General features: G+C 42.3%; 23 protein-coding genes and 5 pseudogenes. 11 read left to right on the plus strand and 17 right to left on the minus strand.

What is annotated here, in order from left to right; translation table 11 throughout:
* The first annotated feature begins 6 nt into the window (after positions 1–6).
* From V7K73_RS17460 to aroH, 3 genes are all read left to right on the plus strand, one after another.
* The gene (locus V7K73_RS17460) at positions 7–303 is read left to right on the plus strand and encodes a hypothetical protein (protein ID WP_334881856.1); all 297 of its coding nucleotides are present in this window, start codon (positions 7–9) and stop codon (positions 301–303) included.
* A 522-nt stretch (positions 304–825) separates the two neighbouring features.
* Complete coding sequence (sppA, locus tag V7K73_RS17465) at positions 826–1647, plus strand: signal peptide peptidase SppA (protein WP_334881857.1); 822 nt, start codon at positions 826–828, stop codon at positions 1645–1647.
* A 102-nt stretch (positions 1648–1749) separates the two neighbouring features.
* The gene (aroH, locus tag V7K73_RS17470) at positions 1750–2163 is read left to right on the plus strand and encodes a chorismate mutase (protein ID WP_190915092.1); all 414 of its coding nucleotides are present in this window, start codon (positions 1750–1752) and stop codon (positions 2161–2163) included.
* A 203-nt stretch (positions 2164–2366) separates the two neighbouring features.
* Here aroH and V7K73_RS17475 read toward each other — a convergent pair whose 3' ends face one another.
* The 5 genes from V7K73_RS17475 to crtR all read right to left on the minus strand — a co-directional run bounded on the left by V7K73_RS17475 (position 2367) and on the right by crtR (position 4400).
* Positions 2367–2732 (minus strand): type II toxin-antitoxin system PemK/MazF family toxin, encoded by a 366-nt coding sequence (locus tag V7K73_RS17475; protein ID WP_334881858.1) that lies wholly within the window; start codon positions 2730–2732, stop codon positions 2367–2369.
* Positions 2713–2898 (minus strand): hypothetical protein, encoded by a 186-nt coding sequence (locus tag V7K73_RS17480; protein WP_334881859.1) that lies wholly within the window; start codon positions 2896–2898, stop codon positions 2713–2715. Before V7K73_RS17480 ends, V7K73_RS17475 begins: the two co-directional genes overlap by 20 nt.
* 12 nt (positions 2899–2910) lie before the next feature.
* Complete coding sequence (locus tag V7K73_RS17485; protein WP_334881860.1) at positions 2911–3276, minus strand: hypothetical protein; 366 nt, start codon at positions 3274–3276, stop codon at positions 2911–2913.
* Complete coding sequence (locus V7K73_RS29895) at positions 3255–3425, minus strand: papain fold toxin domain-containing protein (protein ID WP_442936772.1); 171 nt, start codon at positions 3423–3425, stop codon at positions 3255–3257. Before V7K73_RS29895 ends, V7K73_RS17485 begins: the two co-directional genes overlap by 22 nt.
* Before the next feature lie 84 nt (positions 3426–3509).
* Positions 3510–4400 carry a beta-carotene hydroxylase gene (gene crtR, locus V7K73_RS17490; RefSeq protein ID WP_334881909.1) on the minus strand — a complete coding sequence of 297 codons (891 nt, stop codon included), beginning with the start codon at positions 4398–4400 and terminating at the stop codon, positions 3510–3512.
* 379 nt (positions 4401–4779) lie between these two features.
* On the opposite strand from crtR, the gene pyk reads away from it, so the two are divergent.
* Positions 4780–6549, plus strand: a complete 1770-nt coding sequence (gene pyk / locus V7K73_RS17495) for a pyruvate kinase (protein WP_334881861.1) — start codon at positions 4780–4782, stop codon at positions 6547–6549.
* A gap of 367 nt (positions 6550–6916) precedes the next feature.
* On the opposite strand, the gene V7K73_RS17500 is transcribed toward pyk, so the two are convergent.
* Together V7K73_RS17500 and V7K73_RS17505 are read right to left on the minus strand one after the other, a co-directional pair.
* Complete coding sequence (locus V7K73_RS17500; protein ID WP_334881862.1) at positions 6917–8698, minus strand: M61 family metallopeptidase; 1782 nt, start codon at positions 8696–8698, stop codon at positions 6917–6919.
* A gap of 83 nt (positions 8699–8781) precedes the next feature.
* Positions 8782–9792, minus strand: a pseudogene (locus V7K73_RS17505) (cellulase family glycosylhydrolase); the annotation flags it as partial.
* Here V7K73_RS17505 and V7K73_RS17510 point away from each other — a divergent pair.
* The 5 genes and pseudogenes from V7K73_RS17510 to V7K73_RS17525 form a co-directional block, all read left to right on the plus strand.
* Positions 9764–10879, plus strand: a complete 1116-nt coding sequence (locus V7K73_RS17510; protein ID WP_442936773.1) for a tetratricopeptide repeat protein — start codon at positions 9764–9766, stop codon at positions 10877–10879. The pseudogene V7K73_RS17505 and the gene V7K73_RS17510 sit on opposite strands and share 29 nt — an antisense overlap.
* A pseudogene (locus tag V7K73_RS17515) lies at positions 10852–11139 on the plus strand (glycosyl hydrolase family 8); the annotation flags it as partial. The gene V7K73_RS17510 and the pseudogene V7K73_RS17515, both read left to right, overlap by 28 nt.
* Positions 11140–11224: 85 nt before the next feature.
* Positions 11225–11694: pseudogene (locus tag V7K73_RS17520) on the plus strand (transposase); the annotation flags it as partial.
* A gap of 113 nt (positions 11695–11807) precedes the next feature.
* Entirely contained in the window at positions 11808–12032 is a 225-nt protein-coding gene (locus V7K73_RS29900) for a hypothetical protein (RefSeq protein WP_442936774.1), read from the plus strand.
* Positions 12004–13293 (plus strand): annotated as a pseudogene (locus V7K73_RS17525) (glycosyltransferase family 2 protein); the annotation flags it as partial. The gene V7K73_RS29900 and the pseudogene V7K73_RS17525, both read left to right, overlap by 29 nt.
* Before the next feature lie 79 nt (positions 13294–13372).
* On the opposite strand, the gene V7K73_RS17530 reads toward V7K73_RS17525, so the two are convergent.
* The 4 genes from V7K73_RS17530 to V7K73_RS17545 all read right to left on the minus strand — a co-directional run bounded on the left by V7K73_RS17530 (position 13373) and on the right by V7K73_RS17545 (position 17486).
* Positions 13373–14056 (minus strand): Crp/Fnr family transcriptional regulator, encoded by a 684-nt coding sequence (locus V7K73_RS17530; RefSeq protein ID WP_334881864.1) that lies wholly within the window; start codon positions 14054–14056, stop codon positions 13373–13375.
* A gap of 451 nt (positions 14057–14507) precedes the next feature.
* A complete protein-coding gene (locus V7K73_RS17535) occupies positions 14508–15695 on the minus strand; it encodes a HetZ-related protein 2 (RefSeq protein ID WP_334881912.1) in 1188 nt (395 codons plus the stop codon).
* A gap of 1046 nt (positions 15696–16741) precedes the next feature.
* A complete protein-coding gene (locus V7K73_RS17540) occupies positions 16742–17089 on the minus strand; it encodes a carbon dioxide-concentrating mechanism protein CcmK (RefSeq protein ID WP_334881865.1) in 348 nt (115 codons plus the stop codon).
* 85 nt (positions 17090–17174) lie between these two features.
* Positions 17175–17486 carry a BMC domain-containing protein gene (locus V7K73_RS17545; protein ID WP_094352432.1) on the minus strand — a complete coding sequence of 104 codons (312 nt, stop codon included), beginning with the start codon at positions 17484–17486 and terminating at the stop codon, positions 17175–17177.
* A 319-nt stretch (positions 17487–17805) separates the two neighbouring features.
* Between V7K73_RS17545 and V7K73_RS17550 the strand changes: the two are divergent.
* Positions 17806–18717 (plus strand): annotated as a pseudogene (locus V7K73_RS17550) (alpha/beta fold hydrolase).
* Between the two features lie 176 nt (positions 18718–18893).
* Here the strand turns inward: V7K73_RS17550 and V7K73_RS17555 are convergent.
* Positions 18894–19646, minus strand: coding sequence for a hypothetical protein (locus tag V7K73_RS17555; protein ID WP_334881866.1), 753 nt, complete (start codon positions 19644–19646; stop codon positions 18894–18896).
* A gap of 2 nt (positions 19647–19648) precedes the next feature.
* On the minus strand, positions 19649–20287 hold the full coding sequence (locus V7K73_RS17560) for a ParA family protein (protein WP_334881867.1): 639 nt from the start codon (positions 20285–20287) through the stop codon (positions 19649–19651).
* A gap of 210 nt (positions 20288–20497) precedes the next feature.
* Between V7K73_RS17560 and V7K73_RS17565 the strand changes: the two genes are divergently transcribed.
* Positions 20498–21883: a cytochrome P450 gene (locus V7K73_RS17565; protein WP_334881868.1), complete on the plus strand. Its 1386-nt coding sequence runs from the start codon at positions 20498–20500 to the stop codon at positions 21881–21883.
* A gap of 296 nt (positions 21884–22179) precedes the next feature.
* On the opposite strand, the gene V7K73_RS17570 is transcribed toward V7K73_RS17565, so the two are convergent.
* From V7K73_RS17570 to upp, 4 genes are all read right to left on the minus strand, one after another.
* The gene (locus V7K73_RS17570) at positions 22180–22770 is read right to left on the minus strand and encodes an acyltransferase (RefSeq protein WP_334881869.1); all 591 of its coding nucleotides are present in this window, start codon (positions 22768–22770) and stop codon (positions 22180–22182) included.
* Positions 22771–23182: 412 nt separating this feature from the next.
* Positions 23183–23440 carry a YggT family protein gene (locus V7K73_RS17575; protein ID WP_334881870.1) on the minus strand — a complete coding sequence of 86 codons (258 nt, stop codon included), beginning with the start codon at positions 23438–23440 and terminating at the stop codon, positions 23183–23185.
* A gap of 127 nt (positions 23441–23567) precedes the next feature.
* Complete coding sequence (locus tag V7K73_RS17580; protein ID WP_334881913.1) at positions 23568–23921, minus strand: hypothetical protein; 354 nt, start codon at positions 23919–23921, stop codon at positions 23568–23570.
* Between the two features lie 72 nt (positions 23922–23993).
* Positions 23994–24644 (minus strand): uracil phosphoribosyltransferase, encoded by a 651-nt coding sequence (gene upp, locus V7K73_RS17585; protein ID WP_334881871.1) that lies wholly within the window; start codon positions 24642–24644, stop codon positions 23994–23996.
* Between the last annotated feature and the right edge of the window lie 164 nt (positions 24645–24808).

A 24808-nucleotide genomic window follows, 5' to 3' on the forward strand; every position in this document is an offset into this window, starting at 1 on the left:
TCTTAAATGGCTATTTTCACTAACTTTCTCCGCTCCCTACTACTGACGATCATTTTTAGTTTTGTCGCTCCCATGTTACTCGTTGGCGGCGGATTGTTCCTTTTACCCCTGATCGGTTACTTTCCCGGTTTACAAGAATTAACTGAAGCGATCGCTACTCAGATTATGCATTTTCTCGCCACCTTTGGCAGTGGAACTCCCCTCCAGGGATTATTTGTGATTAGTTTGACCTGTAGTTTCGTCGGCGCACTGTTTGACACGTATGTTTATTATCGGTGTCAAATTTTACGAATTGATTCATAAGAGTATAAATAGCTTCATCAGATGCTCATGGGCTGTACAAGATGGGGAAAAGTGATATTCCCAAAACTGAAAGTACTACTTATTTTTAGCTAAATAGGAATTACTATTGCTCAATAAATTTTATTAATTAAATTGAGTGCCGGAGTTATTGATTAAATAGTTATTATTCATTAGTTATTAGTTATTAATTACTGACAACTACTAGAGATGCGCGATCCTAGTAAACCAATCCTCAAAAGGTCAAAAAGCTATAATAACAAGGGTTGTATAATTTTGAATGATGCAAAACAGCTAAAATAGTCTGTGATAAATCATCACCTTGGACGCTAAACTAGAGTTTGGTATTTTGCCTTAGGTGCAATTTTTATCAAGAATATCAAATAAAACTCACTGCAAAATATAAAAATTTCCTTAAAATTGTGACGATCGCAATGCTTGCTCATGTTTCTTAACAGAGCAAAAGAGGTCGTCTGAGCGTTGGGCATCTTATATTAAGTTTATTACGAGGTATGTTGACAGCTCATGATTTGGCCGTTTAAGCCCAAGTTTAGAAAACAAATTGCGCGGATTGAAATTACTGGTGCGATCGCCGGTGCTACTCGCAAACGCGTTCTAGAAGCCCTGAAAACTATAGAAGAAAAAAAGTTTCCGGCATTATTGCTGCGTATCGATAGCCCTGGCGGTACAGTTGGAGATTCCCAAGAAATCTACAGCGCCCTGAAGCGTCTGCGCGAAAAAATCAAAATCGTCGCTAGCTTTGGCAATATCTCGGCTTCTGGAGGAGTCTACATCGGCATGGGAGCCGAACACATCGTCGCTAACCCAGGTACAATTACTGGTAGTATTGGTGTAATTTTGCGTGGGAATAACTTGGAACGCTTGCTAGAAAAAATCGGTGTTTCCTTCCAGGTAATTAAGTCTGGCCCTTACAAAGACATTTTGTCTTTCGACAGGCGACTGACTCAAGCCGAAGAAAACATCCTGCAAGAGTTGATTGACACAAGTTATCAGCAGTTTGTCCAAACGGTAGCTGATGGCCGTTCTTTAACAATAGAAGCGGTAAAAAGTTTCGCTGATGGGCGGATTTTTACTGGACAGCAAGCCCTAGAATTAGGTGTTGTAGACCGTCTGGGTACAGAAGAAGATGCGCGCCGCTGGACAGCAGAACTAGTGGGACTTGATCCAGAAAAAACTCTCTGCTATACCCTAGAAGAACGTAAACCTTTATTGAGTCGCCTTCTACCAGGAAGTCGTCAAGTTTCATCAGGAATTCGATCTGGTATTGATTGGCTCGAATTTGAAATGTCTACTAGTGGTTTACCCTTGTGGTTATATCGACCCTAATATGAGTTAGGAGTTATGAGTGAGGAGTTATGAGTTAAAAATCTTAACTTCTCATTCTTAACTTTTAATTCCTCACTTTTCTGTTTTAAGGAGGATTTTGGCGTGGAGTGGCAAATGCGGGCGATTCGCGGAGCAACAACCGTTTCAGAAAATACCGTTGAGGCAATGCGAGAGGTAGTGACAGAATTACTAGATGAACTAGAAAACCGGAATCAATTCCAGCCGACGGACATGATTAGTGTGACTTTCTCAGTGACACGCGATTTGGATGCTATTTTTCCAGCTGCGATCGCTAGGTCGCGTCCTGGTTGGGATAATGTGGCCATGTTGGATGTGCAGCAAATGCACGTCGAAGGTAGCTTACAACGCTGCATTCGGTTTTTAATCCACGCTTATTTGCCAGCTTCCGCCTCAATTCATCATATCTATTTACGCAACGCCGCCAGCTTGCGTCCCGACTGGAGTTTGCCCCAGTCTTTACAAACATCACAGCCAGTAGTGAAGTCAAAAGTGTAAATTAACTTAAAAAAATATATTTAACAAACAGCACAGAAGTATAATTATGTGCTGACGTGGCTGCTCAACCTGCTGCTGATGGGAGAATATTACTAATAGGACTTACGCAAAATATCTCTCAAACTCTGATTTCTCCGTGTCCTCTGCGCCTCTGCGGTTCGTTATTTTGGTGAGGCGATCGCGCCCAAAATGAATCGCATTTATCATAAAGTATTATCCACATCTATGGAATTATCCTGCTCTTCCTCAATTTCCAAATCCAGAGCAAATATCAAAGCTTGTTTGATTTTTAGTAGTGTTTCATCTGGCAATTTGCCGAGTTTACGTTCCAGTCTTGCAGTAGGGATTGAACCTAGACCTTGAATATTAGCGACAGAACCTTGTCGTAAAAACAGCAGTGTAGGCAGTTCAACTTCGTATGCGCTACCCCGATTTTGCGTAGTTACTGGTACATAGAGAACCAAAGCACGCGGCGGAGTGGGGTCATAGCGAGACACAACGATAACAGGACGTGTCTTGGCTGCAAGTCCTAAATCGACTACCCACACTTCACCAGGTTTCGGGTTCATCAATCAAATCCAAAACTTCTTGTTCAATCACTCTCGAACGAAGAATATCTAGAGCATCCTGGTCTGCCAGTTCAATAATCTCTGCAAGGCATTGTCGCACTTGTTGAGCAATGTCAGGTTGCCATTGACGTAGTTTTGTGTCAAGTTCTTGGACTAAAGCATCCATTTCAAGTTTCTTTTAATCTTGAGTTCCTGAAACCATTATCAAATTATTCGTTGTATTCGGTTGAAGTTCTCTAGGATATTCTGTTTGAATGAATTCATCAAACAGTTTGAAAAACTGCTCTAAAGCAGTATGTTCATCTTGGGAGAAAAATAGAATAATCTGATCCCAGGTCTGATTGGAAGTTAAATTAAATCTCTGCTGAATCCAGATTTGAAATTCGGAAAATTGCTGTTCTTGTTGTGTTTGAGTAATTCCTATCTGGCGACGGGCAAAACAGTAACCTGCTAGAAAAGTGCGGAGGTTGGATATAGAAGCTCGTCCCAAATACATGGCAGGACGTTTCCGTATATTGTGGATTAAATCATACAAATCAACCATCTGTCCCTCCAGCTTAAAATAATCTGTTTACCACAAATGTTTTGATTAATCAGGAATTGGCGCAGAGCAATAGCACAGGAAACACATTGAAAAACTTGGAATTGTGAAGCGATCCCACTCAGTTGACTGTGAAGACTAGCCTTGATCATGATATAATTTTATCAATTTACCAGTGCTAGCCATTAGTGCGCGTAGGTGTAGCCCGCCGTAGGCGATCGCTTCCTCCAACAACTCTATTCTTTTTGATGATGAAACCGAATTCCTAGAAAGATGTCATAAACAAACTCAAAAAAGTCCTTTTTCTGCAACAATCCTGAAGTTTGATAACATCCTTTTTCATCTAATAAGGGCTTCATCACATAGTAAGCAGGTTGGTAATTATACCAAGGAATAGAAGGCCACAAATGATGAATTAAGTGGTAATTCTGTCCCATAATGAGAATATTGAGAACTTGGTTCGGGTAGACGCGAGCATTTTTCCAGCGATCGCGTTCCGCAAAAGGACGATGGGGCAAATAGTCAAAAAATAATCCCAGTGCTATCCCTACCACAAAAGCGGGTATAAACCAAAAATTCAGAATGTAACCCAAAAAGTGGTATTGCACTGATATATAAACAATTACACCGACAATTAAGCGGCTGATGAACCATTCCAATAGCTCATATTTCCGCCAGAGTCGCCGTTGAAAGAAAAATACCTCATGGTACAAAAACCGCACCGCAATCAGCCATAGCGGCCCACCCGTAGAGACATAATGATCGGGGTCGTCTTCGGGATGATTGACATGTCCATGATGCTGTAAATGCACCCGCGTAAACACTGGAAAAGCAAAAGCTAGCATCAATGCACTGCCATGCCCTAACATCGCATTCATTACCCGGTTACGATGGGCAGATTGGTGACAAGCATCATGAATTACTGTCCCAGCACAATGCAAGGCAATAGTGTTAACGCTAAAACACAGCCAGTGCGGCCATTCCCATTCCCAGTAACCAAAGTTAGATAACACCAGCGTTGCTACAGCTACCAAAAACAGCAGTAGCGTAGGATTAAAATCACCAGGAGGCGCTAAAAATTCCTTCGGCGGGATTGTCAGTGGCTTTTGTGCCTCCGATGCGATCATCTCTAACATTGACTCCTTCTTAATCAAACATTACAAATATACGATAAAGATTAGGAAAGAATAAAATTTTGTAAAGTTTTGTATAGCAATTTTTATCCACAGCTTTGCATATCAGTAGATGAATAACGCTATGATTCAAGACTTGAACTAATCTTTCCCGATCGGTGGGGTATGACAATTGGCAAGAAGTTGATGGGATAAACACCTTCGTTGGGAGGATGGATACAAGATTGATGTACTATATCTAGTCTATCCCACAGCCTCCACTCTCCCATAAACCCTCTCTAACTGCTTACATCTATTGATATAGCAGTGACTGAAAAGGAGATGCGACTTAAGTTACGATGACTTCCCAGATAGCTCCCTAACTTCAGCCCCTATGCAATTAAGAGATTCTCTACGCCGGACAAAAATTGTTGCTACTATTGGCCCCGCCACTAGCAGTCCTGAAATGCTCAAGGCGATTATTGAAGCGGGAGCCACGACCCTGCGGCTAAACTTCTCCCACGGAACTCATGCCGATCATCAGCGTAGTATTCGGTTAATTCGGCAAACCGCCTTTGAACTAAATCAGCCAGTGGCTATACTGCAAGACTTGCAAGGCCCAAAAATTCGCTTGGGGAAATTTGACAATGGATCTATAGTTTTGGCAAAAGGCGATCGCTTCACCTTGACAAATCGTCCAGTTGTAGGTATGCAAGAAATTAGCTGTGTTACCTACGATTATTTAGCCGAAGAAGTCCCAGTTGGCGCAAAAATCCTCCTCGATGATGGACGAGTAGAAATGGTTGTGGAGGAGATTAACCGAGACAAAGGTGATTTGCATTGTCGGATCACTGTGCCTGGTAAACTTTCTAACAACAAAGGCGTAAACTTTCCTGGCGTTTACCTGTCAATTAAGGCAATGACCGACAAAGACCGAGAGGATCTGATGTTTGGTCTAGATCAAGGTGTAGATTGGGTGGCACTTTCCTTTGTCCGCAATCCCCAGGACATGATCGAAATTAAAGAACTAATTTCCAGTACAGGCAAGCAAGTACCAGTGATTGCCAAAATTGAAAAGCACGAGGCCATCGAGCAAATGGAGGCGGTTCTGGCTTTGTGTGATGGCGTGATGGTTGCCAGAGGTGACTTAGGGGTAGAATTGCCAGCAGAAGATGTTCCGGTACTGCAAAAGCGGCTAATTGCTACAGCAAATCGCTTGGGGATTCCCATCATCACCGCCACCCAGATGTTAGACAGCATGGTGAGCAATCCCCGTCCGACTCGCGCTGAAGTATCGGATGTGGCAAATGCGATTTTAGACGGTACGGACGCGGTAATGCTCTCCAATGAAACTGCTGTGGGTAGCTTCCCTGTAGAAGCAGTGGCGACGATGGCACGAATTGCCGAGCGGATGGAGCAAGAAGAAGCCCAACACTTAAACTTACGTTCTTCCAGAGATGCCCGCCGCTCCATTCCTAATGCTATTAGTCAAGCTGTGGGTCAAATTGCCGAACAACTAGGCGCAGCGGCAATCATGACCCTAACACAAACCGGAGCAACAGCTCGCAATGTCTCTAAATTCCGTCCCCATACACCGATTTTGGCAGTCACACCCCATGTGAATGTGGCGCGACAGCTACAAATGGTGTGGGGAGTAAAACCCCTGTTGGTGCTAGGATTACCTTCCACTGGTCAAACATTTCAAGCTGCGATCAACGTGGCTCAGGAACTGAAGTTACTATCTGAGGGAGATTTAGTAGTAATGACTGCTGGCACACTCCAGGGAATTTCCGGCTCCACAGATTTAATTAAGGTAGAGGTGGTAACGGCAATATTAGGTCACGGAATTGGACTGGGACAAGGTTCAGTAAGTGGTCGCGCCCGCGTCGCTAATACTGGTATGGATGTTAGTAACTTTAATCCTGGAGACATATTGGTTGCACCCCGCACTAGTGCCGATTTCGTTGAGGCAATTCGGAAAGCTGCCGGGATTATTACTGAAGAGGAAAGTCTTACAAGTCACGCAGCAATCATTGGCTTGCGTCTCGGTGTACCAGTGATTGTCGGCGTGAAGCAGGCAACCCAGGCGATTCGGGATGGAGCGATTATAACGCTGGATCTGCAACGGGGTTTGATTTACTCTGGGGCGGTGAGAACGGCTTAGGAGTTAGGAGTTAGGAGTTAGGAGTTAGGAGTTAGGAGTTTGGAGTTTGGAGTTAGGAGTTAGGAGTTTGGAGTTAGGAGTTAGGAGTTAGGAGTTTGGAGTTTGGAGTTTGGAGTTTGGAGTTTGGAGTTTGGAGTTTGGAGTTTGGAGTTTGGAGTGGGGAATCTCACTTCTTTATTCAAAACTCGGAACTCGGAACTCGAAAGTGTTTTGTCTCATGCCTCATGCCCAATCCCTTTATTAAGTAAGTGGGCGCAAATAATCATCACTGGCTCGTAGTTGCGCTTTAGCGCTAAAGCGCAACTACGAGCCAAATACAGAGATTTTACTTTTCGTTACATGGTTTGGTTTTGTGTTGCCTACCTACTTAAACAGTTGCGATCGCTACTCCAAGCCATCCAGCAAAGTTCTGCTGTTGTGTGGAGTTAGGATGCTCAACAGGCTTTACCTGATACCGAGTCGGATGTGGTGAGGTGAGGATGATGGAATAGGTACGCAGTTCGTCTTGGTGGAAAACTGCGACTTCAATTTTATCGTTTGGTTGGTAATCTTTCAGGCGATCGCTTAAGCCACCCGCCATTAGCTTAATCCCATCAATTGCTAGTAATTCCTCACCTGCATCAATTCCCCCTATTTGTGCAGGTGAACCAGTTTCCACAAACTTAATCATCTCCCGCCCATTCTCTGTATTTATTCTCACACCCAAGTAAGGTTCTTCCTGCTGATCGGCTACCAACTGCAAGCCAAAGGGTTCTAAATACTGATTAAAAGGCAAATCGTCAGTGCCATCAATGTAGCCTTTAAAGAAATCAGTCAAATCGATTCCTGCTACAGATTCTATAACTTCCTGCAACTCTTCTGGGGTATAACCAATTTCATCTTTCCCAAATTGCTGCCACATTTTCAGCATCACATCATCAAGGGAGCGCTGATTGTCGTGAGTAGAGCGAATCAGTAAATCCAGCAACAACGATACCATTTCTCCCTTTAAATAGTAGGAGATTTGAGAATTCCCGCTATTGGCATCCGGGCGATAGAGTTTTATCCAGGCATCAAAACTCGACTCAGAAACGGGTTGTACCTTGCGCCCTGGGGTCATTTCATATCTGGTAATTTCTTTGCCCAAATTATTCAAATACGATTGAACATCATAAATTCCCGCCCGCAAAGGAATTAACAAGTCATAGTAACTAGTAGTACCCTCACAAAACCATAATGATGGTGTGTAATTTTCTTGGTCGTAATCAAAAACCTCTAATGCTTTTGGGCGAATTCGCTTGACATTCCACAAGTGAAAGAACTCGTGTGCTACCAATTGGATAAAGCGATTGTACTTATCCTGAGCGCGAAATCCAAAACGCTGGTAAATTAAGGAGCAAGAGTCTTTATGCTCCAAACCGCCAAAAGCTTGGCTAAATAAATGTACTAGAAACACGTATCGTTGATATGGCAAACCGCCGAACATCTGTGCTTCTACCTGAATAATTTTTTGAATATCAGCAATCATCTGCTGGGCTTGGAGATTTCCTTGCCCCCAGATTGCCAGTTCATGGGGTTTTCCCAAAACCTCAAAATTATACAATTGGTGGCGACCAATCTCAAACGGAGTATCAACAAGAGTATCAAAATCGCCAGCCAAAAAAGTATTTTTTTCCTCAGCAATCGGTGGTAAGGCAGTAGTTATCTGCCATTCCGGGTGTGCTGGTACAATCGTGACGCGAATGGGTTGGTTCTCCCAGCCCGTTATTCTAAAAAATAGTGCCGCACCGTTAAAATAACCGTGGGTAGTATCTAAGTGATTTGTCCGTACCGATAGCTCATTCGCAAAAATCCGGTAACGTATAGTTAATTCTGAAACACCCTTTTTGTCTACCTGCCAGTGATTTTTACTGATTTTCTGCCAAGCTAAAGGCTTACCCTCCGCAAAAGCCCCAAAATCCTGTAAATTCTTGGCGTATTCGCGGACTAAGTAGGAACCAGGTGTCCACACCGGTAGTTTTAAATCCAGAATCGGCGAGGAATAATCGACAAGGTGTAAAGTCACCTCAAACAGATGGGTTTCTGGTTGAGACATTCCCACCAGGTAATGAATCGTTGGCTCGGTTTCCTGAACATAGATATTGGGACGTGTTGCTATTGCTTCAGTCATCTTGTGTGCTGAGTTAATACTCAATGGTTAATGGGATTAGTGATTTCTCTTATCATGACAAATTCGCCTTTTAACTTTTAACTTCAAATCGAAACGGCGGCTACTTGCTGCGGTTGGTAGTCAGAACCAAGTTTCTTGGCACAAAACCCAGTATCCCGTACTTGATTTGGTTCAATTGTTTTTCCCCAGTCCAAAGGAGCCACTACATACTGTATTGCTCCTTGCTGCTTAAAATCTGCGTTCCAAAAGTTATTAATCTTAGCTTGATTCATTTTAAATGCCAGTTGCCAGTTATTAACCTTGGTATTACCCTGATTTGTAATTTTGAAGCTGACACAAAATCCAGTTTCCCAGTTGGAATTGATGTCAGTAGTGACTTTCAGTTGAGCAGTACTAGTAGGAGTTGGGGAGACATGAGGATTACTCGGTTGATTTGGCGGTTGAACTTGTACAGGTGGGAGCAGTTGGGACAGTAATTGCTGTTTGGGTAGATCAACACTTTGCCAATCATCTAGTAAAAGTCCGCCTGTATCAATACTATCAGGATTCCAACTCCAGTAAGTAAAGCTCAAGTTATTTTTTTGAATGTATTTCACCAACTCATTTTGCCAAATTCCTTCTTTGGAATTTAAGTCTATTTGTCGTCCCCCAAACTCCCCAATCAAGATGGGAGCAATATTCTGACTAGCGATATAGTTAAATCCTATTTGCCAGCGAGAAATCAGATTCTTCGGAAAGTTAGAGGCAGAAAAGTATGGCTGATTATACACCCCAGCGCCGTACTCATGAGGAGAATAGACTAGCTTATGAGAACGAGATAAACGGACTGGGTAGCGTTTGATACCTTCTAAATTTCCACCATGCCAATGCTGTGGCAGTTTTTGACCGGGGACATTCTTTTCTACTCCTTCAACAACAATTAGCCAATTAGGATTAACGCCCAGAATCGCATTTCCTGCACGTTCTGCTGCTAATCGCCAATCTGTACTTATATTGTTATCACCCCAGCTAGCTTTCCCGTGGGGTTCATTTTTTAAGTCTGCGCCAATAACGTTAGTTTGATTCTTGTATCGGATTGCTAACGTTGTCCAAGTACTAGCTTTAAAAACGGTTGGTCTATTGGCTACTTATCGTCCTGAGTGGAACTTAAAAGGAATTGAAGCTCTAACAACTTTATTAGAGTTGAATCCTAACGACTCAGAAGGTCGTGCTTCCCGCGCTTTACTCTACTCTTATCAAGGACAATTAACCCAGTCTCTGGCAGACTACCAAATGGTGCTGAACAACAACCCCACACCAGAAGCAGTTGTTGGTGCGGCTCAAACTTATAGTTACAGTGGGGATTTTCCGAAAGCACTGGAGTTATTTAACCGCTATCGCTCCAACGGTAAAAGCATTACAGGGTATGCAGCAGTAGCCTACGGTCGCAGCTTACGAGAAACAGGCAATCCTGGAGGGGCAGTACAGGTGTTAGAAGCACAGTTGCAGCGCTCCAATAAACTTGACCCGATAGGGTTTGAAACCCGTAAAGAACTAGCTTTAGCATACCTTGTCAATCAACAACAAGCTCAAGCTTTGGCGGTTTTAGATCCATTACAGGGAAGACCAGATGCGATTTTGCCCTTAGCGCGATCGCTCAATGAAATTCGCAAGTACACCAATAACCCCACCCTCACCCAGCAAGTTTTTAATCTCTACCGTCAAGCACTCCAAACCGATCCCAACCCTGACCCCAAACTACTGCGCGAAGTCGCTGATGTCTTTACTGGGTTCCCCGAAGGACGACAAACAGCCCTGCAACTATATCGACGGGTGGCGTTAGAATTTCCCAACGATCAAAGTCTAGTGGTGCAGCAATTAGCTTTGGAAAATCAGCTAGGTTTACTCGGTAAAAATGACTTGAAACAGCGTTTGACTACTGCAATCCAATCAGCGCCGAGCGATCGCGTCCAGTTGCAACAGCTAGCTAATGCTTTAGTGAACATTGATGTTCCCGACCCAGAATTTTTACATGTGTACCAAAATCTTTTACAAATGGGGGTTAACGTACCATTTTTGAATTTCCGGGTAGCGCAAATGTATGTGCAGCAACAAGATTTGAATGGGGCAAGGCAAGCTTTGGCAGCTTACACGGCTACTAAAGCAGGTGCTAAAGATTTATTCAGTCAGATGGGCGGGTGATTGATTACGAAGCAAGCGATCGCTCAACTAGTGAAGGTCAAGCTTATGCTTTGCTAAGAGCAGTACTGATTAATGATCCGGCAACTTTTGCTCTGACTTTAAACTGGTCGGAAAATAACCTCCAGGGCCAAGCTGCTGGTAAACGCACAGATAGTTTGTGGGCTTGGAAGTGGGGACGAAAGGAAGATGGTAACTGGGGTGTCATCGACAGCAACTTTGCTAGCGATGGAGATATAGATGCAATTACTGCCCTGATTCTAGTAGTGGAGTACGAAGCTACATCCCAATACGCTATGTTGTATGCCGCCATGCAAGTAGTGAAACCAGCGATCGCTCAAGAACTGCTTAATAGACTCGGAAGAGTATCGAGGTTACATTGCATCTAAAAAACGCTACTTCTATGGAGTGCGAGTGCAACTACTAACTACCTACTAAAAGTGGTATTCCGGTTGAGTTCGTGTTTTTACGCTTGTTGTGCAAATGATGTGCGTGCCTTGAATGCACTACCTCTGAATCTTCCCCCTGGAAGTGAAGTATATAGTGATTCTGCTTATACTGACTATACAGCAGAAGATGATTTAAAAGATTCGAGTCAAATATCTCTGAGAGTCATGCGTAAAAGGAATTCTAAGCGCCAAGAACCACCATGGGAGCAATATATAAAACAATGTACTAGACACTACATAGAAACCGTTTTTAGTAGCATTACTTGTGTTTTCCCAAAATCAATACACGCAGTCACTTATGAAGGGTTTTTACTTAAGCTACAAGCATTTATTTTTTCTTTTACTCTTCAACAAGCTTTTATTGAATAAGTAATTTGTACGACTTAAAACCATCTAAGTAGCGTAATGCTGGCAACAAGTTCAAGGCCGTTGGCGCGTAGCGCCAACGGTACTTAGTTGTACGCGATCGCCAGCGCTTAAAATTGAGCAATTGGCTGATTGATATTACCCCCCGATTTTTTGACCGCACTCTCCAAAAAGTGGGTGTGAAACAGTTTAAGTGGTTTATCTTGCTGCTGTTGGTACTCTCAGTGCCACTGATTATTACCCCGATAGAAGTTTGGCAGCAGGGATTGGTAGCAGTATTTCTTGTGCTACTCGGTCAACTGATAATACACGCTGAGTTTCAAGGTACTGCAAAAAGGTAACGATTTTTGGAATGCTGCCTTTTTCTGCGGTTCCGCAGCATTAATCCGTAAATCCCACGCTTTAGAAGTTGGGGGAATTGCAGTGGAAACCGTGACGGAAGATTGTCATACTGCTTTGCGATTGCATTCGCTGGGTTACAAGTCTGTCTACTACGACAAAATTATGGTGGCTGGTTTAGCGCCAGAAACGTTTTCTTCTTACGTGGGACAACAAGTGCGTTGGGCTAGGGGGATGGCGCAGATTCTGCGATTAGAAAACCCCATTTTTAATCCGAAGCTGAATCTAACAATTGCACAACGGATTTGTTACTTTAGCGCGACTTCGCACTTTTTGTATGGCTATCCTCGACTAATATATGCGATCGCTCCGACACTATTTTTATTATTTGGTGTTAACTCTGTCCAAGGTTTGGGTTTAGAAACTCTAGCCTACGCCCTACCCCATATTCTCCTCTCCCTTTTTACTAACTACATCATTTACAAAAACGTCCGTTTCTCCTTCTGGAATGAAATTTTTGAATTTGCGATGGCTTTCCAGGCTGGGTGGGTGACGATGTTAGCGCTGTTTAATCCCAAGCTGGGTTCATTTAACGTTACCGATAAAGGAACATCTATAACCAAACGCACCTTTGATTGGGAATCGATGCGTGGTCTTTTGGTGGTGACAGCACTTGTAGCCTCTTCCTTACTAGCTGTTCCCTATTGGCTGCTGCTACATCCTGAAGATTGGCAAGCGGTCTTAGTCAACACCATGTGGTCTGTTTTTAATCTGGTTTTGCTGACAGCTGCTTTGCTGGTTGGCTTTGAACAACCACAAATACGTACTGCCCACCGTTTACAGCGTCGCCTCCCCATCTTAATTACCAGTAGGGGTCAAACAATCATGGGCAAAACGGTGAATATTTCAGAAACTGGGGCATTAATTTCTTTGGAAACTTGGCCTAATTTACTGGATGAAGCGGAAGTTGAGGTGATGGGAGATTATACTGCTAGTGCCTCTTTAACAGCCCAGATTGTCCGAGTTTCTCCGATTAATGACACAGAAACGCTTTTGGCTGTTGATTTTGTGAAGCTCAACAATGCCCAACGCGATGCTTTAACTCTAGTTTTGTATTCTGATGTTCGAGAGTGGTATTCTCAAAAAGGCCAGTATGTAGACCGACCCTTCGCTTCCCTTGGATTCTTAGCTACAAGTCTGACTCGGGCTTTGCGTGACGTAAAACAAACTAGCCGTAAAAAGGTACGCAAGCAGGTAAATAGCCAATGGCGTTCGTGTCGTCCACCCCACAATAAATAATTGAATATTTTTGGATTTTTCAGTCCCTAAGAACCCTTAGTAATTACACTTTGCCAGCCAAGTTCATCAACTGTTTAAAATTTACGAGATAAATGATATTGCTGGCGCTATCAATTTTGATCCACCCTTTCTCATGTAGTTTTTCCATAATTTTGGTGGTTTCTTCAACACCAATTTCTGTTACCTCTGCTAAATCTTTGAAAGGAATGTTAAAAATTTCCTTTCCAAAATTAGATTCTTGACCATAGTTTTCGCCTAAAGTCGCTAGAGTATAGGCGAGTTTGACTGCTGGTGGTGAAGACCGCATTTGTAAGCGCAAGTTAATTTGCCGCAATCGCCGCACCATAAGTTGTAACATCCGGTGATGTAACTGCGGGTCTTTGAACAAGATTTGAATAAAACGCTCTCTGGATACACTCAGCAAATTCACGGACGAAAGAGCTATGACATCGGTTGAACGTGGAGATTCATCCAAAATTGCCATTTCTCCGAAAAAATCGCCCCTACCAAAAATTGCTAGAGCTACTGCATCTTCCCCGACGGTACGCCGGACTTTGACCCAACCTGAAACAAGGAAGTAAACGGCGTTACCCCAGGCATCTTCCATGACAACGGCTCGCCCAGATGGGTATTCATGTTCAATTGCAACGTTGAGCAGCCATTCCAAAGTCTGGGGGGTGGCTGTACTCATTAAGGGGAAAAGTTCACTAAAAACCTCAGTCTGCATGAAATATTTATAAAAAATGGATTCAAGAGCAGGAAACTAAATTTGTCACTATAAATTTGTTTAATCCGTAATCTTACTTGGAATACGGCAGCAAAATCTCTATCTATTTGAGTTTAACTCTAAGTTAATCGGTCTAGAGTTAGATTACAACATAACAATTATGTATAAAATTGTAATCAGCGATTTCACTTACAGAACTATGATTTGAGTTTTATCAATTAATCAAAACTTTAGTTGTGGATATAAAGCTTATTAGTATAAAAAAATATATGGATCATCAAGTGCCACGAGACACAAAGCGTTCAAGATCAATCTCATGCTTTTAGGCGTGGTTCCTTCTGCTTCTGCCTTATGAAGTTCTATAGTAACTGAGGCATCAGGGGATCAACTTACTATGACCATCTCCTACTTTGGGACACCACGTTAATTGAGCAACTAAATACCTCATAGGCTACTCCTGGGTTCTTAAAGCTTGGGCTACAAGATAGATTTTTGTCCATTCACCTAGCACTTGATGGGGTTTGAGTTTTAACTGTTGGGCTATTGCTTCTATTGAGTTACCTGCTTTCCGCAAATCTAGAATCTGCCGCTCTAGAGGAGTCAATTTTTCATCAAGTTGCTGCCATTGATTTTGGGTTAAACCCAAGTTATGTTCTTGCAAGGAAATTGAGAGCCAATTCTCTACTAGCTCTGGTTTACCTTTGAGGGCAAAAACACGCACAGCATGGTAACTAATTTTTTCTCGCAGACGATATACTTCTTTAGTCTGCTTATTTAATTTGTGGGCGATCTCTTCTTGGGATTTACCTTGTAAATATAGTCTTAGCCAGTCTACTGCGTCTGTTCCTAGATTTTCTTGTAAATAATTTTCAAATTCTTTTTGTACTGACTGACGCAGGCCAAGTTGTTCCTCTAGTTGTTGTGCTTCAATATATTCTGCGATCGCCTGACTATCGACTAAGTTAACTCGATTGTCACTGTCGTCTGTAAGAACTTCTTCTGACACCAGTCTAATCAAGTCACGACCCGGCACTTGGGTTAAGCCACCGCGCTGAGTGCGACGCAAGTAATTTACAAACCGATAAGCTAATAGGGGTTGATTGCGAACTGGCCGCAGACAATATTCTTCTACACTGGCAAATAGCAGAGCATCTCCCAATCGTCTATCAGTTGTATATTTGGCAATATCAGCCATTTGCTGTTGCATGTGGCTGTCACTTTGCAGTAATTCTTGGAGTACTTCTTGTAACACATCCATCACACTACGCTGGCGATCGCGGCTTAGAGCAACCCAAGTCTGAATTTTATTCCGTAATGTTACTAAACTCCCCAATCGCATTATCAAGTTCCGATAAGCACGTTCTCGCCCTAGCCCCAAATAGCGTTGACATAAAATTCTCCAGCGATATTCCATCGCTTGCTTGGCGATATCGAGTTCTTTAGGGTTAAACAGATCAAACCGTTTGGAGTCAGATCCCAACAGCCAGAGAATAATGCTTTCCCTAGCAGCTTCATTTTGCTCTGGACATTCCGCAGCCAAGCGCTTTCCCCAATTTAGAGCTAGTTGTTCCACATCTGTTGTCATAGTGAGATTGCGTTCCTCGAAACTCAATTTTGAAGTTTGCATCACAACCCCCAGTCGTCCCACCTAATTGTTTAATTGGCAACCTGCCCGAATTTCATGAGTCTCATGAAAATAGCTCAGTGATTCCACTTTTATTACGTCTTAATTCACTAGAATTATGCAGAAATTTCTATATTGATGTTTTCTTTACAACTCCAAAATACCCCAAACCGTTACCTATGAAGCTTTTGGGGCTATTTTTTATTTTAACCTTTTTGTAAAGTTATGTTTTCTAACTGAGAATAGAAATCTGCCTACAGTGGTAGGGATAAACTTTTGTACGAGATGGGTTGAGGAAATCTGAACATTTTGTAACTGAGCCGAGGAACGAATCTAATTTAACTCAATGTCAGGCGAATTTCACCCGTATAAATTTCAAGGCTCTACAAGCCCTTACGTAGAAAAATACTTAGTTAAATCTCAATATGCTTGGTGTTGGTGATATTTCGCCCCCCCCCAGAAGATTCTCCAAACCCAGTCCATCGCTTATGGGGCAGCCCTGCTGTGAACGGGTTTCCCAGAATAAAGGAAGTACGTGGAAACCCACAAAAATATATTAAGTTAAATTTAGTAATATACTTTTAATTGCTTAAGTGTATATACGTAAATTAGCATTTAAGAGGATGTTTGGTAAGCCATTGTATAAATCTTAAATTAATTATTCAATAAATACTATCGCTATAGCGTGGAATCAGACGCAGTATATCTAGATGGCGATGTCTACGATGGTCTACGCCTACGCTATTCTGGATAGTAGGGATTGATAGGTCAATTTATCCTTTATAAACTAGCTTCACCCACAACTGTGCCTCTAAATATTGGCAAGTTATTTTACAACTTTTACATTCTCAAAAATCAATAGTCAACAGTCAATATTGATTTTGACTATTGACTTTGACTGTTGCTTTTGCTCTGCTTCAAAATTCAACTTATGCAAAATCTAAAAACAGAAAAGTTTGCAATCCTCTAAAGTTTTGATAGTCAGAAGTCTGACAATAAACTTCTCTTTAAATTCACTTATGGGAATTTTTTGTTTTGAATTCCCCCACAGGAGGTTGAATCTATCGACTGTTTGATCTGACAATGGGATTTTCTACAGATTCTCGATACCCTTGGACTTGTTCTGTGTAACCAATTGGCAGAACAGCTTCAACGTTTTCATGGGGACGAGCAATAATTACCCAGGATTCAAGTGTACCGCCATGAACATTTTCTGCGGCTTCAATACCGGCAGCCATAGCGGCTTTTACTTCAGAAACATCGCCACGAATATTAACTGTAAAGCGAGCGCTACCGACTCTGATATAACCAACGAGGGTGACTCGACCAGCTTTTACCATAGCATCTGCTGCTGCTAGCACCGCAGGGAAACCTTTCGTTTCAAGTGCTCCAACTGCCTGTAATGACATTATTAATCTCCTGTATGAATAAACGATATGGGGACTACCAGTTAATTGTACGAAGCTTCGCTACAGATTTTGATAGCAAAATTGCTTAGAACATGCGGAATGGTTCTGATTCTTCGGTGAAATGGATTGGTAATATGGTTTCCACATTTTCTGGGGGATTGGGAACGATGTAGTAGGTAATTACTGTACCAACTTTAACTTCCTCTCCAGCTACGATTCCGGCTTCAACAGCTCTATTTACTTCAGAAACGTGTCCCCGGACGGCGACTAACAAGCGAGCGCTTTCCGCTTGACCATAATACACAATTGTGACTGCGGCAGCTTTAACCATTGCATCAGCTGCTGCTAAGACACTAGGAAAACCTAAAGTTTCAATTACGCCAACGGCCATTGGCATGGCATTAGTTCCTGGATTAAGGGATAGGCGATTTTAATTGTACGTGGCTTTAGTCCCAATTTTGACATTTTGGTAAACTTTCTTTGATGCCATAATTTTTGGGGGAGTGGGGAGTGGAAAGTTAGGAGTTAGGAGTTAGGAGTTAGGAGTTAGGAGTTGGGAGTTAGGAGTTGGAAGTTGGGAGTTAAAATGTTTTGATAGTCGCTGGACTTTATTTTATATATTACAATTAATACTTGAGGGTATTAGTTTGTGTAATTTTGTTGTTTAACAAAATCAGCGATGCGTGGAAGCAAGATAGTACGATAAACTGAAATTTATGTTTCCAAATTTTCTTCCGACATCTGTTGGGCAATTGACAGAATCTACCTCGATCGCACTAGCTCAAAGTATCCAAACAACTGCGTAGACGCGAAGCGGCTTGTCGTCAGACATCGCTACTCCTTTAATTAATCAACCAGTTACTACAACCTATGTCAAGCAAGGGAGTGGTGGAACTCCTATTTTATTAATTCATGGCTTTGATAGTTCTGTATTAGAATTTCGGCAACTTTTGCCATTACTATCTAAAGACAATGAAACTTGGGCGGTGGATTTGTTGGGTTTTGGGTTTACAGATAGACTTTCAGGAATTGCCTATAGCCCAACTGCGATTAAAACCCATCTTTATTATTTCTGGAAAAGCCTGATTAACCAACCTGTAATTTTGGTAGGCGCTTCGATGGGGGGTGCAACTGCAATTGATTTTACCTTGACTTACCCGGAAGTAGTAAAAAAGCTGGTGTTGATTGATAGTGCTGGGTTAGCGGGTGGTTCCCCATTAAGTAAATTAATGTTTCCCCCGTTTGATTATTTAGCAACTCAGTTTTTGAGTAATCTGAAAGTGCGCGATGGCGTTTCCCGCATTGGATATAAAAATCAAAGTCTCGCTTCTGTGGATGCGCTATGTTGTGGTGCATTACATCTACAAATGCCGAGTTGGCATCAAGCTTTGATAGCTTTCACTAAAAGTGGTGGTTACAGTGCTTTTAGATTTAAAAAAATATCACAAATCGTGCAACAGACGCTAATTTTATGGGGCGATTCCGATAAAATTTTGGGTACTAGGGATGCCATGAGATTTAAAAGAGCAATTCCACACAGTACCCTTGTCTGGATTCAAGATTGTGGTCATCTCCCACATCTGGAACAACCACAAATTACCGCACAGCATATTTTAGACTTTCGATAATTTTAGTTGAAACCCTAGAAACCTGATGCATCTTTTGCACCTTCTTGGATGTATTTGAGGAGAACGTCTGAAAAAAATACTCTAGTATATTGTGATGGAAGTTTGCCTACCTTTAACAAGGGGATTTTGCCCCTTGTCTGGTTAATCGTGGCTAGCTGGATTTGCGCCAAGCTGTACTAGTCAAGTAACCACATTTCATTAGAAGTCTCAGGATACTCATTTGGTTGATTTTGTGGTTGATTTTGAGCTAGTTTTTCGGATGACCGATGTGATTTTTTGTAGTTAAGTGGATTGTAGTGGTCTTTTACTGGTTTTATAGCACTACTTTCTTTTACAACACTACCAGCATACTCATCTGGTTGATTTTGAGCTAGTCTTTCTGATGAAAGATGTGATTTTTTGTAGTTATATGGATTGTAGGGGTCTTTTACTGGTTTTATAGCACTAGTCTCTTTTACAGCTACAGCTACAGCAAGTTTAGAATTATCTTCTGCTGTTTGTTTTAAAGCATTAATTTCTTCTATAAGCTTGGAATTCGCTTCTGCTAGTTGCAGTGCTGTTTTTTTGGTTTCTTCAAGTTCTTTTGTTGCCTGTTGTACTAATGATTTATGTTCGGATGCTAATGTTTGTTGTTTAGATAATTTTGATTGCAAATCAGCAATTTGTTGCCCAAGAGATGCTTCATTTTGATTGCTTTTTTCCAGATTAGCTGTCAACTCTTTGATAGTTGCTTCTAAATCAGCCTTAGTTGGGCTTGTGCGCTTAGTAGAATTTGCCTCAGATGTTTGGTCTGAGGATTCTTCATCAGATGAAGCCTGTTCTTCGGCAATTTCTTCTGCTGTAACTTCGATCGCAGATTCGCCTTCTGGGGGTGTAAATTTTTGCGCCTCTTCTTGTAATAAGTCAGAGAGACTTTGTTTCCTAGCCATTATTATTTTCTCCAATTCCAATCACGCTGTAATTCATCAGCTGCACGGCGGTAGTCTAATTCCGCCTCCCGTGCATTACTTCCTCGCCATTGACTAATCGCTACACCCTCAAGTGCGGCTCGTTCATGAGCTTTATAAGCACGGATAAAGGTATTACAAGCAGGAATACCTAATCGAGTCAGAGTGTTTTTTGCTTCTAGTGCTTCCCCCATACTGCGCGTATCAACTTTAGTAAGCAGTACCCGATGGGGAGTCCCCACGGGGATGACGGCTTCTTTGACTGTTTCCACTAGGATAGCTAAATCCATTGCGGCTGGGGGTGTAGGCAAAACTAGATAATCTGCGATCGCAACTACCGCCACTAATGCTTCAGAGCGCAGGGCGGGAGGCGTATCGACCACTACTAAATCGTAACCTGTTATCTTTCCTAAATCACTTAAAAGTGTCGGATCTGTTTCTTGAGATAAATCAAATCCCATTCCCTGCTGACTGCGCCCAAACCACCAACTGGCAGAACCTTGAATATCTGCGTCAATCAGCAGTACTTTGTTTTTCTTCGCAAAGTTTGCAGCCAGATTGACTGCGGTGGTCGTTTTACCGACTCCTCCTTTACCGTTGAGAATAGCGATGATTTTTGGCACTGCTTGCTTCCGATGCGGCCTTATACCATTTTAGATTTTAGATTTTAGATTTTGGATTATCAAAGAGCTAGTGGTAATTGGTTTGGGCGCTCCATTTGTCGAAATCATTTTTTAAATTGCTATTACAAGAATATACCGCTTTATGTGACCCTCAAGAACATGAAAACTCGTAATAATAAAATTTAGAAGCCATCAATTCCCCAAACTCCGATGACAGCAACTTACAATTTGCCTGATGGGCCTCAAATGCCGCGCTGGCTGCGGATGATCAAGTTTATTGGTCAGCCTATAAAATATGTGGATGATTTTGCCAAAATCTATGGTGACACTTTTACGATCAGGAGTAGTCGCTCTGATAACCATATTGTGTATTTTAGTCAACCCCAAGCCCTTGAGCAGATTTTTACTGCTGATTCCAGACATTTTGAGGTTGGGAGGGGGAACATAGGACTAAAATTTTTGCTTGGCGATCGCTCCTTTATGTTAGCGGATGGCGATCGCCACCAGCGTCAACGGCAACTACTAACTCCTCCATTTCATGGCGAAAGGATGCGGGCTTATGGTCAGGATATCCAAAAAATAACCCGACAAGTGAGTAATCAATGGCAAATTGGCAAGCCTTTTAATATCCGCGAGTCGATGCAAGAAATCACCTTGCGTGTTATCCTACGGGTTGTATTTGGTTTAAATGAGGGAGAGCTTTTTGAGTTACTGAGGCGATCGCTAAGTGACTTACTAAACTTCATCAGTTCGCCTGTAATGTCTAGCGCCTTCTTTTTCCGGTTCATCCAAAAAGATTTCGGTGCGTGGAGTCCGTGGGGCCGGATTCTGCAACAACGGCAAAAAATTGATCAACTTATTTATGCTTTGCTTCGAGAACGTCGAGTCCAATCCGATCAAAATCGTCAAGATATCCTGAGTTTGATGATGGCAGCCCGTTATGACGATGGTCAAGGGATGTCAGATGAAGAATTACACGATGAGTTGATGACACTGCTAGTTGCGGGACATGAAACTACTGCTTCTGCGTTGACATGGGCTTTTTACTGGATTGACCATTTACCAGAGGTGCGTGAAAAGTTGCTACAGGAACTCAACACGATTGGAGTTAACCCCGATTTGAGTAGTGTAGCTAAATTGCCCTATTTGACAGCAGTGTGCCAAGAAACATTGCGAATTTACCCAATTGCCATGACTGCTTTCGTGCGGGTTGTGAAGACCCCAATTAAAATTATGGGCTACGAACTGCCACAAGGGACAGCAATAGTTCCCAGTATTTATTTAGCGCATCATCGAGAAGAAATTTACCCACAATCAAAGCAGTTCAAACCAGAACGCTTTTTAGAAAGACAATATTCACCTTATGAATATTTCCCCTTTGGTGGCGGTAATCGTCGCTGTATTGGCATGGCATTTGCCCAGTATGAAATGAAAATCGTCTTGGCAACTATTTTGTCAGAATTTCAAGTATCGCTAGCGAACAAACGTCCTGTGCATCCTGTGCGCCGTGGGTTAACTATAGCCACACCGGCAGGAATGCAGATGATTGCAACACCTCAAGTTAAGCGTGCAAATACCAGGGCTATTTCATTCTAAAATGTGACGTTTTCAAAGTCCCTCTCCCAGACTTGGGAGAGGGATTTAGGGTGAGGGCAAAAACTACGGTTCTCAACTTAAATCGCGTTTAAATTCTTATTTTTATGAAAAAGATTCCTAAAAACTGCCGTAAAAATAGAATGAAATAGCCCTGCTGCAAATACACCAGTACTGATTTAGTCAAATAGGGTGGGGAAAAAATGCCCACCCTACTATCATGTAATAATTACAAATTACGAATTACGAATTACGAATTACGAATTACGAATTACGAATTACGAATTACGAATTACGAATTACGAATTATCCTGATCTTGCTTATTCGCCAGTTGTTCATAATGTTGTTTGTCGCGGTATTTAATTGTTCTCATAGGTTGATTTCCAACAATTGCTAAAGGTTCAACATTAGCAGTTACAACCGTACCAGCCGCCACAATTGCCCCATCTCCAATAGAAACTCCTGGAACAATTAGGACATTTCCGCCAATCCAAACATTCCGACCGATAACAACAGGTTTATGAATGTAGACATTATGTTGATATGGCAAATCATTACTTTGATAGTCGTGGTTTGCTGAAAGGATAACAACGTTAAATCCAAGTGTGGTGTTGTCGCCAATTGTGATTCCACCACGTCCATCTAATAAGACATCGGGGCCGATGTAGACTTTATTCCCCAGAGATACATTTTGCGGATGGTCAATTCTAATATCTCGCTTAAATCTTAGACCTGAACCACAAAATTTTAATTGACTCTTTAGTTCTTGATGCTTGTAGCGCCTGATTTTGGTTTCTAGGTATTCTCCCCATTGTACCAAACGAGGTACTAACCGTTGTTCAAATAGTCGCTCTAATTTATTTGTAATTTTATCTTTGATCTGTTTCATAAAACCTCACGGGACTTTAGGAACCCTCTGGCTTTCAACCGGGAGGAAAAAGGACGCGGTACTTTAGCACCTCGACATTTGTTAGGTTTCTTTGATTAAACCTTATCTAAGTTGAGAACGGTAGTTTTCACCCTCTCCCTAAATCCCTCTCCCAAATGCTTGAGAGGGAGTTTGAAATTCTCGCTCCACGAATCCCAGATTTGGGATTCGGGGTTGGGGGATGAGAGCAAATCCTTTTCATCATGGAAGAACTATAGGTTTCAAGATAGACGTGGTTTAGAGTATTTTCTTCCGTGGGAATACCGTTTTTCCATATAAAAAAATTGTAGAGACGCTTTCACGATTGGCGTCTCTACAATTTTTCTTATTCGGGTACTAATCAAAATTCCTGTACAAATAAATGGCAGGTTAATTAATAAGGAATGGCTCTGAGAAAGCCACCAGCTAAGTTTAGCGCGAAGAAAGCTAAGATCGGAGAAAAATCCATACCGCCCAATGGGGGAATAATTGAGCGGAATAGATTCAAATAAGGGTCGGTTATCTGGGCTAAAGCAGCAAATGGCTGGTTAGACCAGCTGATTTGCGGAAACCAGGTCAACAAAACCCGGATAAGTAGCAAATAGCTATAAAAGGTGACAAAGGTAACTAGTGTAGTAATCAGTAAACTCATGGATAGCTTTGTTTCCTACTAAGTGTCAAACGCGGTCTTATCTTTTAATTTTAATTTAGTCCATGTCATGATGTTTGCGGATTTAGCACTTACCACACTTGACATTTTCACCACGCCTAAGCAAAATTCAAGAGTCTTTAGTGAGGGAGCGGTCATTCGTTGCTTGGGGTGAACCGCCATTAACATTTCCCAATTGCTTCCGCACATCATCAATTGTGGCATTTAGCTGGGCAATTTTATCTTCTAGCGATCGCCTAGCCGTTTCTATACCGATATTCTCGCTTTCTGAGGCTTTCATCTGACGCCGCTTTGCTGCTATTTTCTTCGCTTCGACTTGGCTATCTGTCAGTTCTGTCTCCTCCTCTGCTAGCAATTCTGGATTGCGTCGAGAAGCAATCAGTGCGCCGATAACACCGCCAAATACGCCACCGACAAAAGCCCCTGCTACAAAACCACTGCCAAAACCATCTCGTTGACTCATATTACCGCCTTCAACAAACCTTGCAACTTTTACAGTAGTTATGCTATTTTCCTGCCCTAGCTGCATACTAGCTTAAGTCCCAAAGATGCGATCGCCTGCATCTCCCAATCCCGGTACAATATAACCCTTGCTATTAAGTTTTTCGTCAATAGTCGCTGTGTAAATTATTAAACCTGGATAAGCTACGCTCAGTTTTTGTAAAGCTGGTGCAGCCGCCACTACGCAAACAATCCGGGTCAAGGCTGGATCGGCACCCCGTTGTGTCAATTCTGCCATTGCCGCCATCATTGACCCTCCTGTTGCCAACATTGGATCGGTAATTAACACTCGTGTTTGGGGGTCAAATTTTTCTGGTAACTTGTTCAGATAACAATGAGGTTGCAGTGTCTCTTCGTCTCGCGCCAAACCAAGATGGTAAATCGATGCTAAAGGCAATAAAGTCTGCGCTCCCTCAAGTAATCCTAGTCCAGCCCGCAGAATCGGTACTACTGCTACTGGTATCTGCGGATCAATCACGGTTGCCAAACAGGTATCGAAGGGACTCTGCACCGTCGTTTCTTGGGTTGGCAACCAGTCTCGCGCAGCTTCATAAGTCAGCCATCTTCCCAACTCAGTTATAGCACTGCGAAATAATACTGAAGGTGTGCCTGCATCACGGGCAACTGCCAGCCAGTGTTTTATTAGGGGATGGGGTGGAACATAAACGCGCAATTGTAGCGTCATAGCCAGAAATAAGGGCTTTTTTATTGTATAAGAACTGAAACACCATAATACTCTTTCCTGCATCCGGCCGATAGATGATAATTAACGCTGTCAATTTTATTGATAAAATTTTTCATTAATAGTTGACATTAATTCTTAACTAAGGCTATATTGTTATACAGTGT

It is taken from the genome of Nostoc sp. (assembly GCF_036916975.1).
GTDB lineage: Bacteria > Cyanobacteriota > Cyanobacteriia > Cyanobacteriales > Nostocaceae > Nostoc.

Coding starts and splice junctions, on each gene's coding strand:
- V7K73_RS17570 (WP_334881869.1), bottom strand. CDS start 22,770: ATGAAACAGATCAAAGATAAAATTACAAATAAATTAGAGCGACTATTT.
- V7K73_RS17575 (WP_334881870.1), bottom strand. CDS start 23,440: ATGAGTTTACTGATTACTACACTAGTTACCTTTGTCACCTTTTATAGC.
- V7K73_RS17540 (WP_334881865.1), bottom strand. CDS start 17,089: ATGTCATTACAGGCAGTTGGAGCACTTGAAACGAAAGGTTTCCCTGCG.
- V7K73_RS17545 (WP_094352432.1), bottom strand. CDS start 17,486: ATGCCAATGGCCGTTGGCGTAATTGAAACTTTAGGTTTTCCTAGTGTC.
- V7K73_RS17480 (WP_334881859.1), bottom strand. CDS start 2,898: ATGGATGCTTTAGTCCAAGAACTTGACACAAAACTACGTCAATGGCAA.
- V7K73_RS17485 (WP_334881860.1), bottom strand. CDS start 3,276: ATGGTTGATTTGTATGATTTAATCCACAATATACGGAAACGTCCTGCC.
- V7K73_RS17530 (WP_334881864.1), bottom strand. CDS start 14,056: ATGCAGACTGAGGTTTTTAGTGAACTTTTCCCCTTAATGAGTACAGCC.
- V7K73_RS17580 (WP_334881913.1), bottom strand. CDS start 23,921: ATGAGTCAACGAGATGGTTTTGGCAGTGGTTTTGTAGCAGGGGCTTTT.
- V7K73_RS17565 (WP_334881868.1), top strand. CDS start 20,498: ATGACAGCAACTTACAATTTGCCTGATGGGCCTCAAATGCCGCGCTGG.
- V7K73_RS29895 (WP_442936772.1), bottom strand. CDS start 3,425: ATGATCAAGGCTAGTCTTCACAGTCAACTGAGTGGGATCGCTTCACAA.
- sppA (WP_334881857.1), top strand. CDS start 826: ATGATTTGGCCGTTTAAGCCCAAGTTTAGAAAACAAATTGCGCGGATT.
- V7K73_RS17500 (WP_334881862.1), bottom strand. CDS start 8,698: ATGACTGAAGCAATAGCAACACGTCCCAATATCTATGTTCAGGAAACC.
- pyk (WP_334881861.1), top strand. CDS start 4,780: ATGCAATTAAGAGATTCTCTACGCCGGACAAAAATTGTTGCTACTATT.
- V7K73_RS17475 (WP_334881858.1), bottom strand. CDS start 2,732: ATGAACCCGAAACCTGGTGAAGTGTGGGTAGTCGATTTAGGACTTGCA.
- V7K73_RS17460 (WP_334881856.1), top strand. CDS start 7: ATGGCTATTTTCACTAACTTTCTCCGCTCCCTACTACTGACGATCATT.
- upp (WP_334881871.1), bottom strand. CDS start 24,644: ATGACGCTACAATTGCGCGTTTATGTTCCACCCCATCCCCTAATAAAA.
- V7K73_RS17555 (WP_334881866.1), bottom strand. CDS start 19,646: ATGGCTAGGAAACAAAGTCTCTCTGACTTATTACAAGAAGAGGCGCAA.
- crtR (WP_334881909.1), bottom strand. CDS start 4,400: ATGATCGCATCGGAGGCACAAAAGCCACTGACAATCCCGCCGAAGGAA.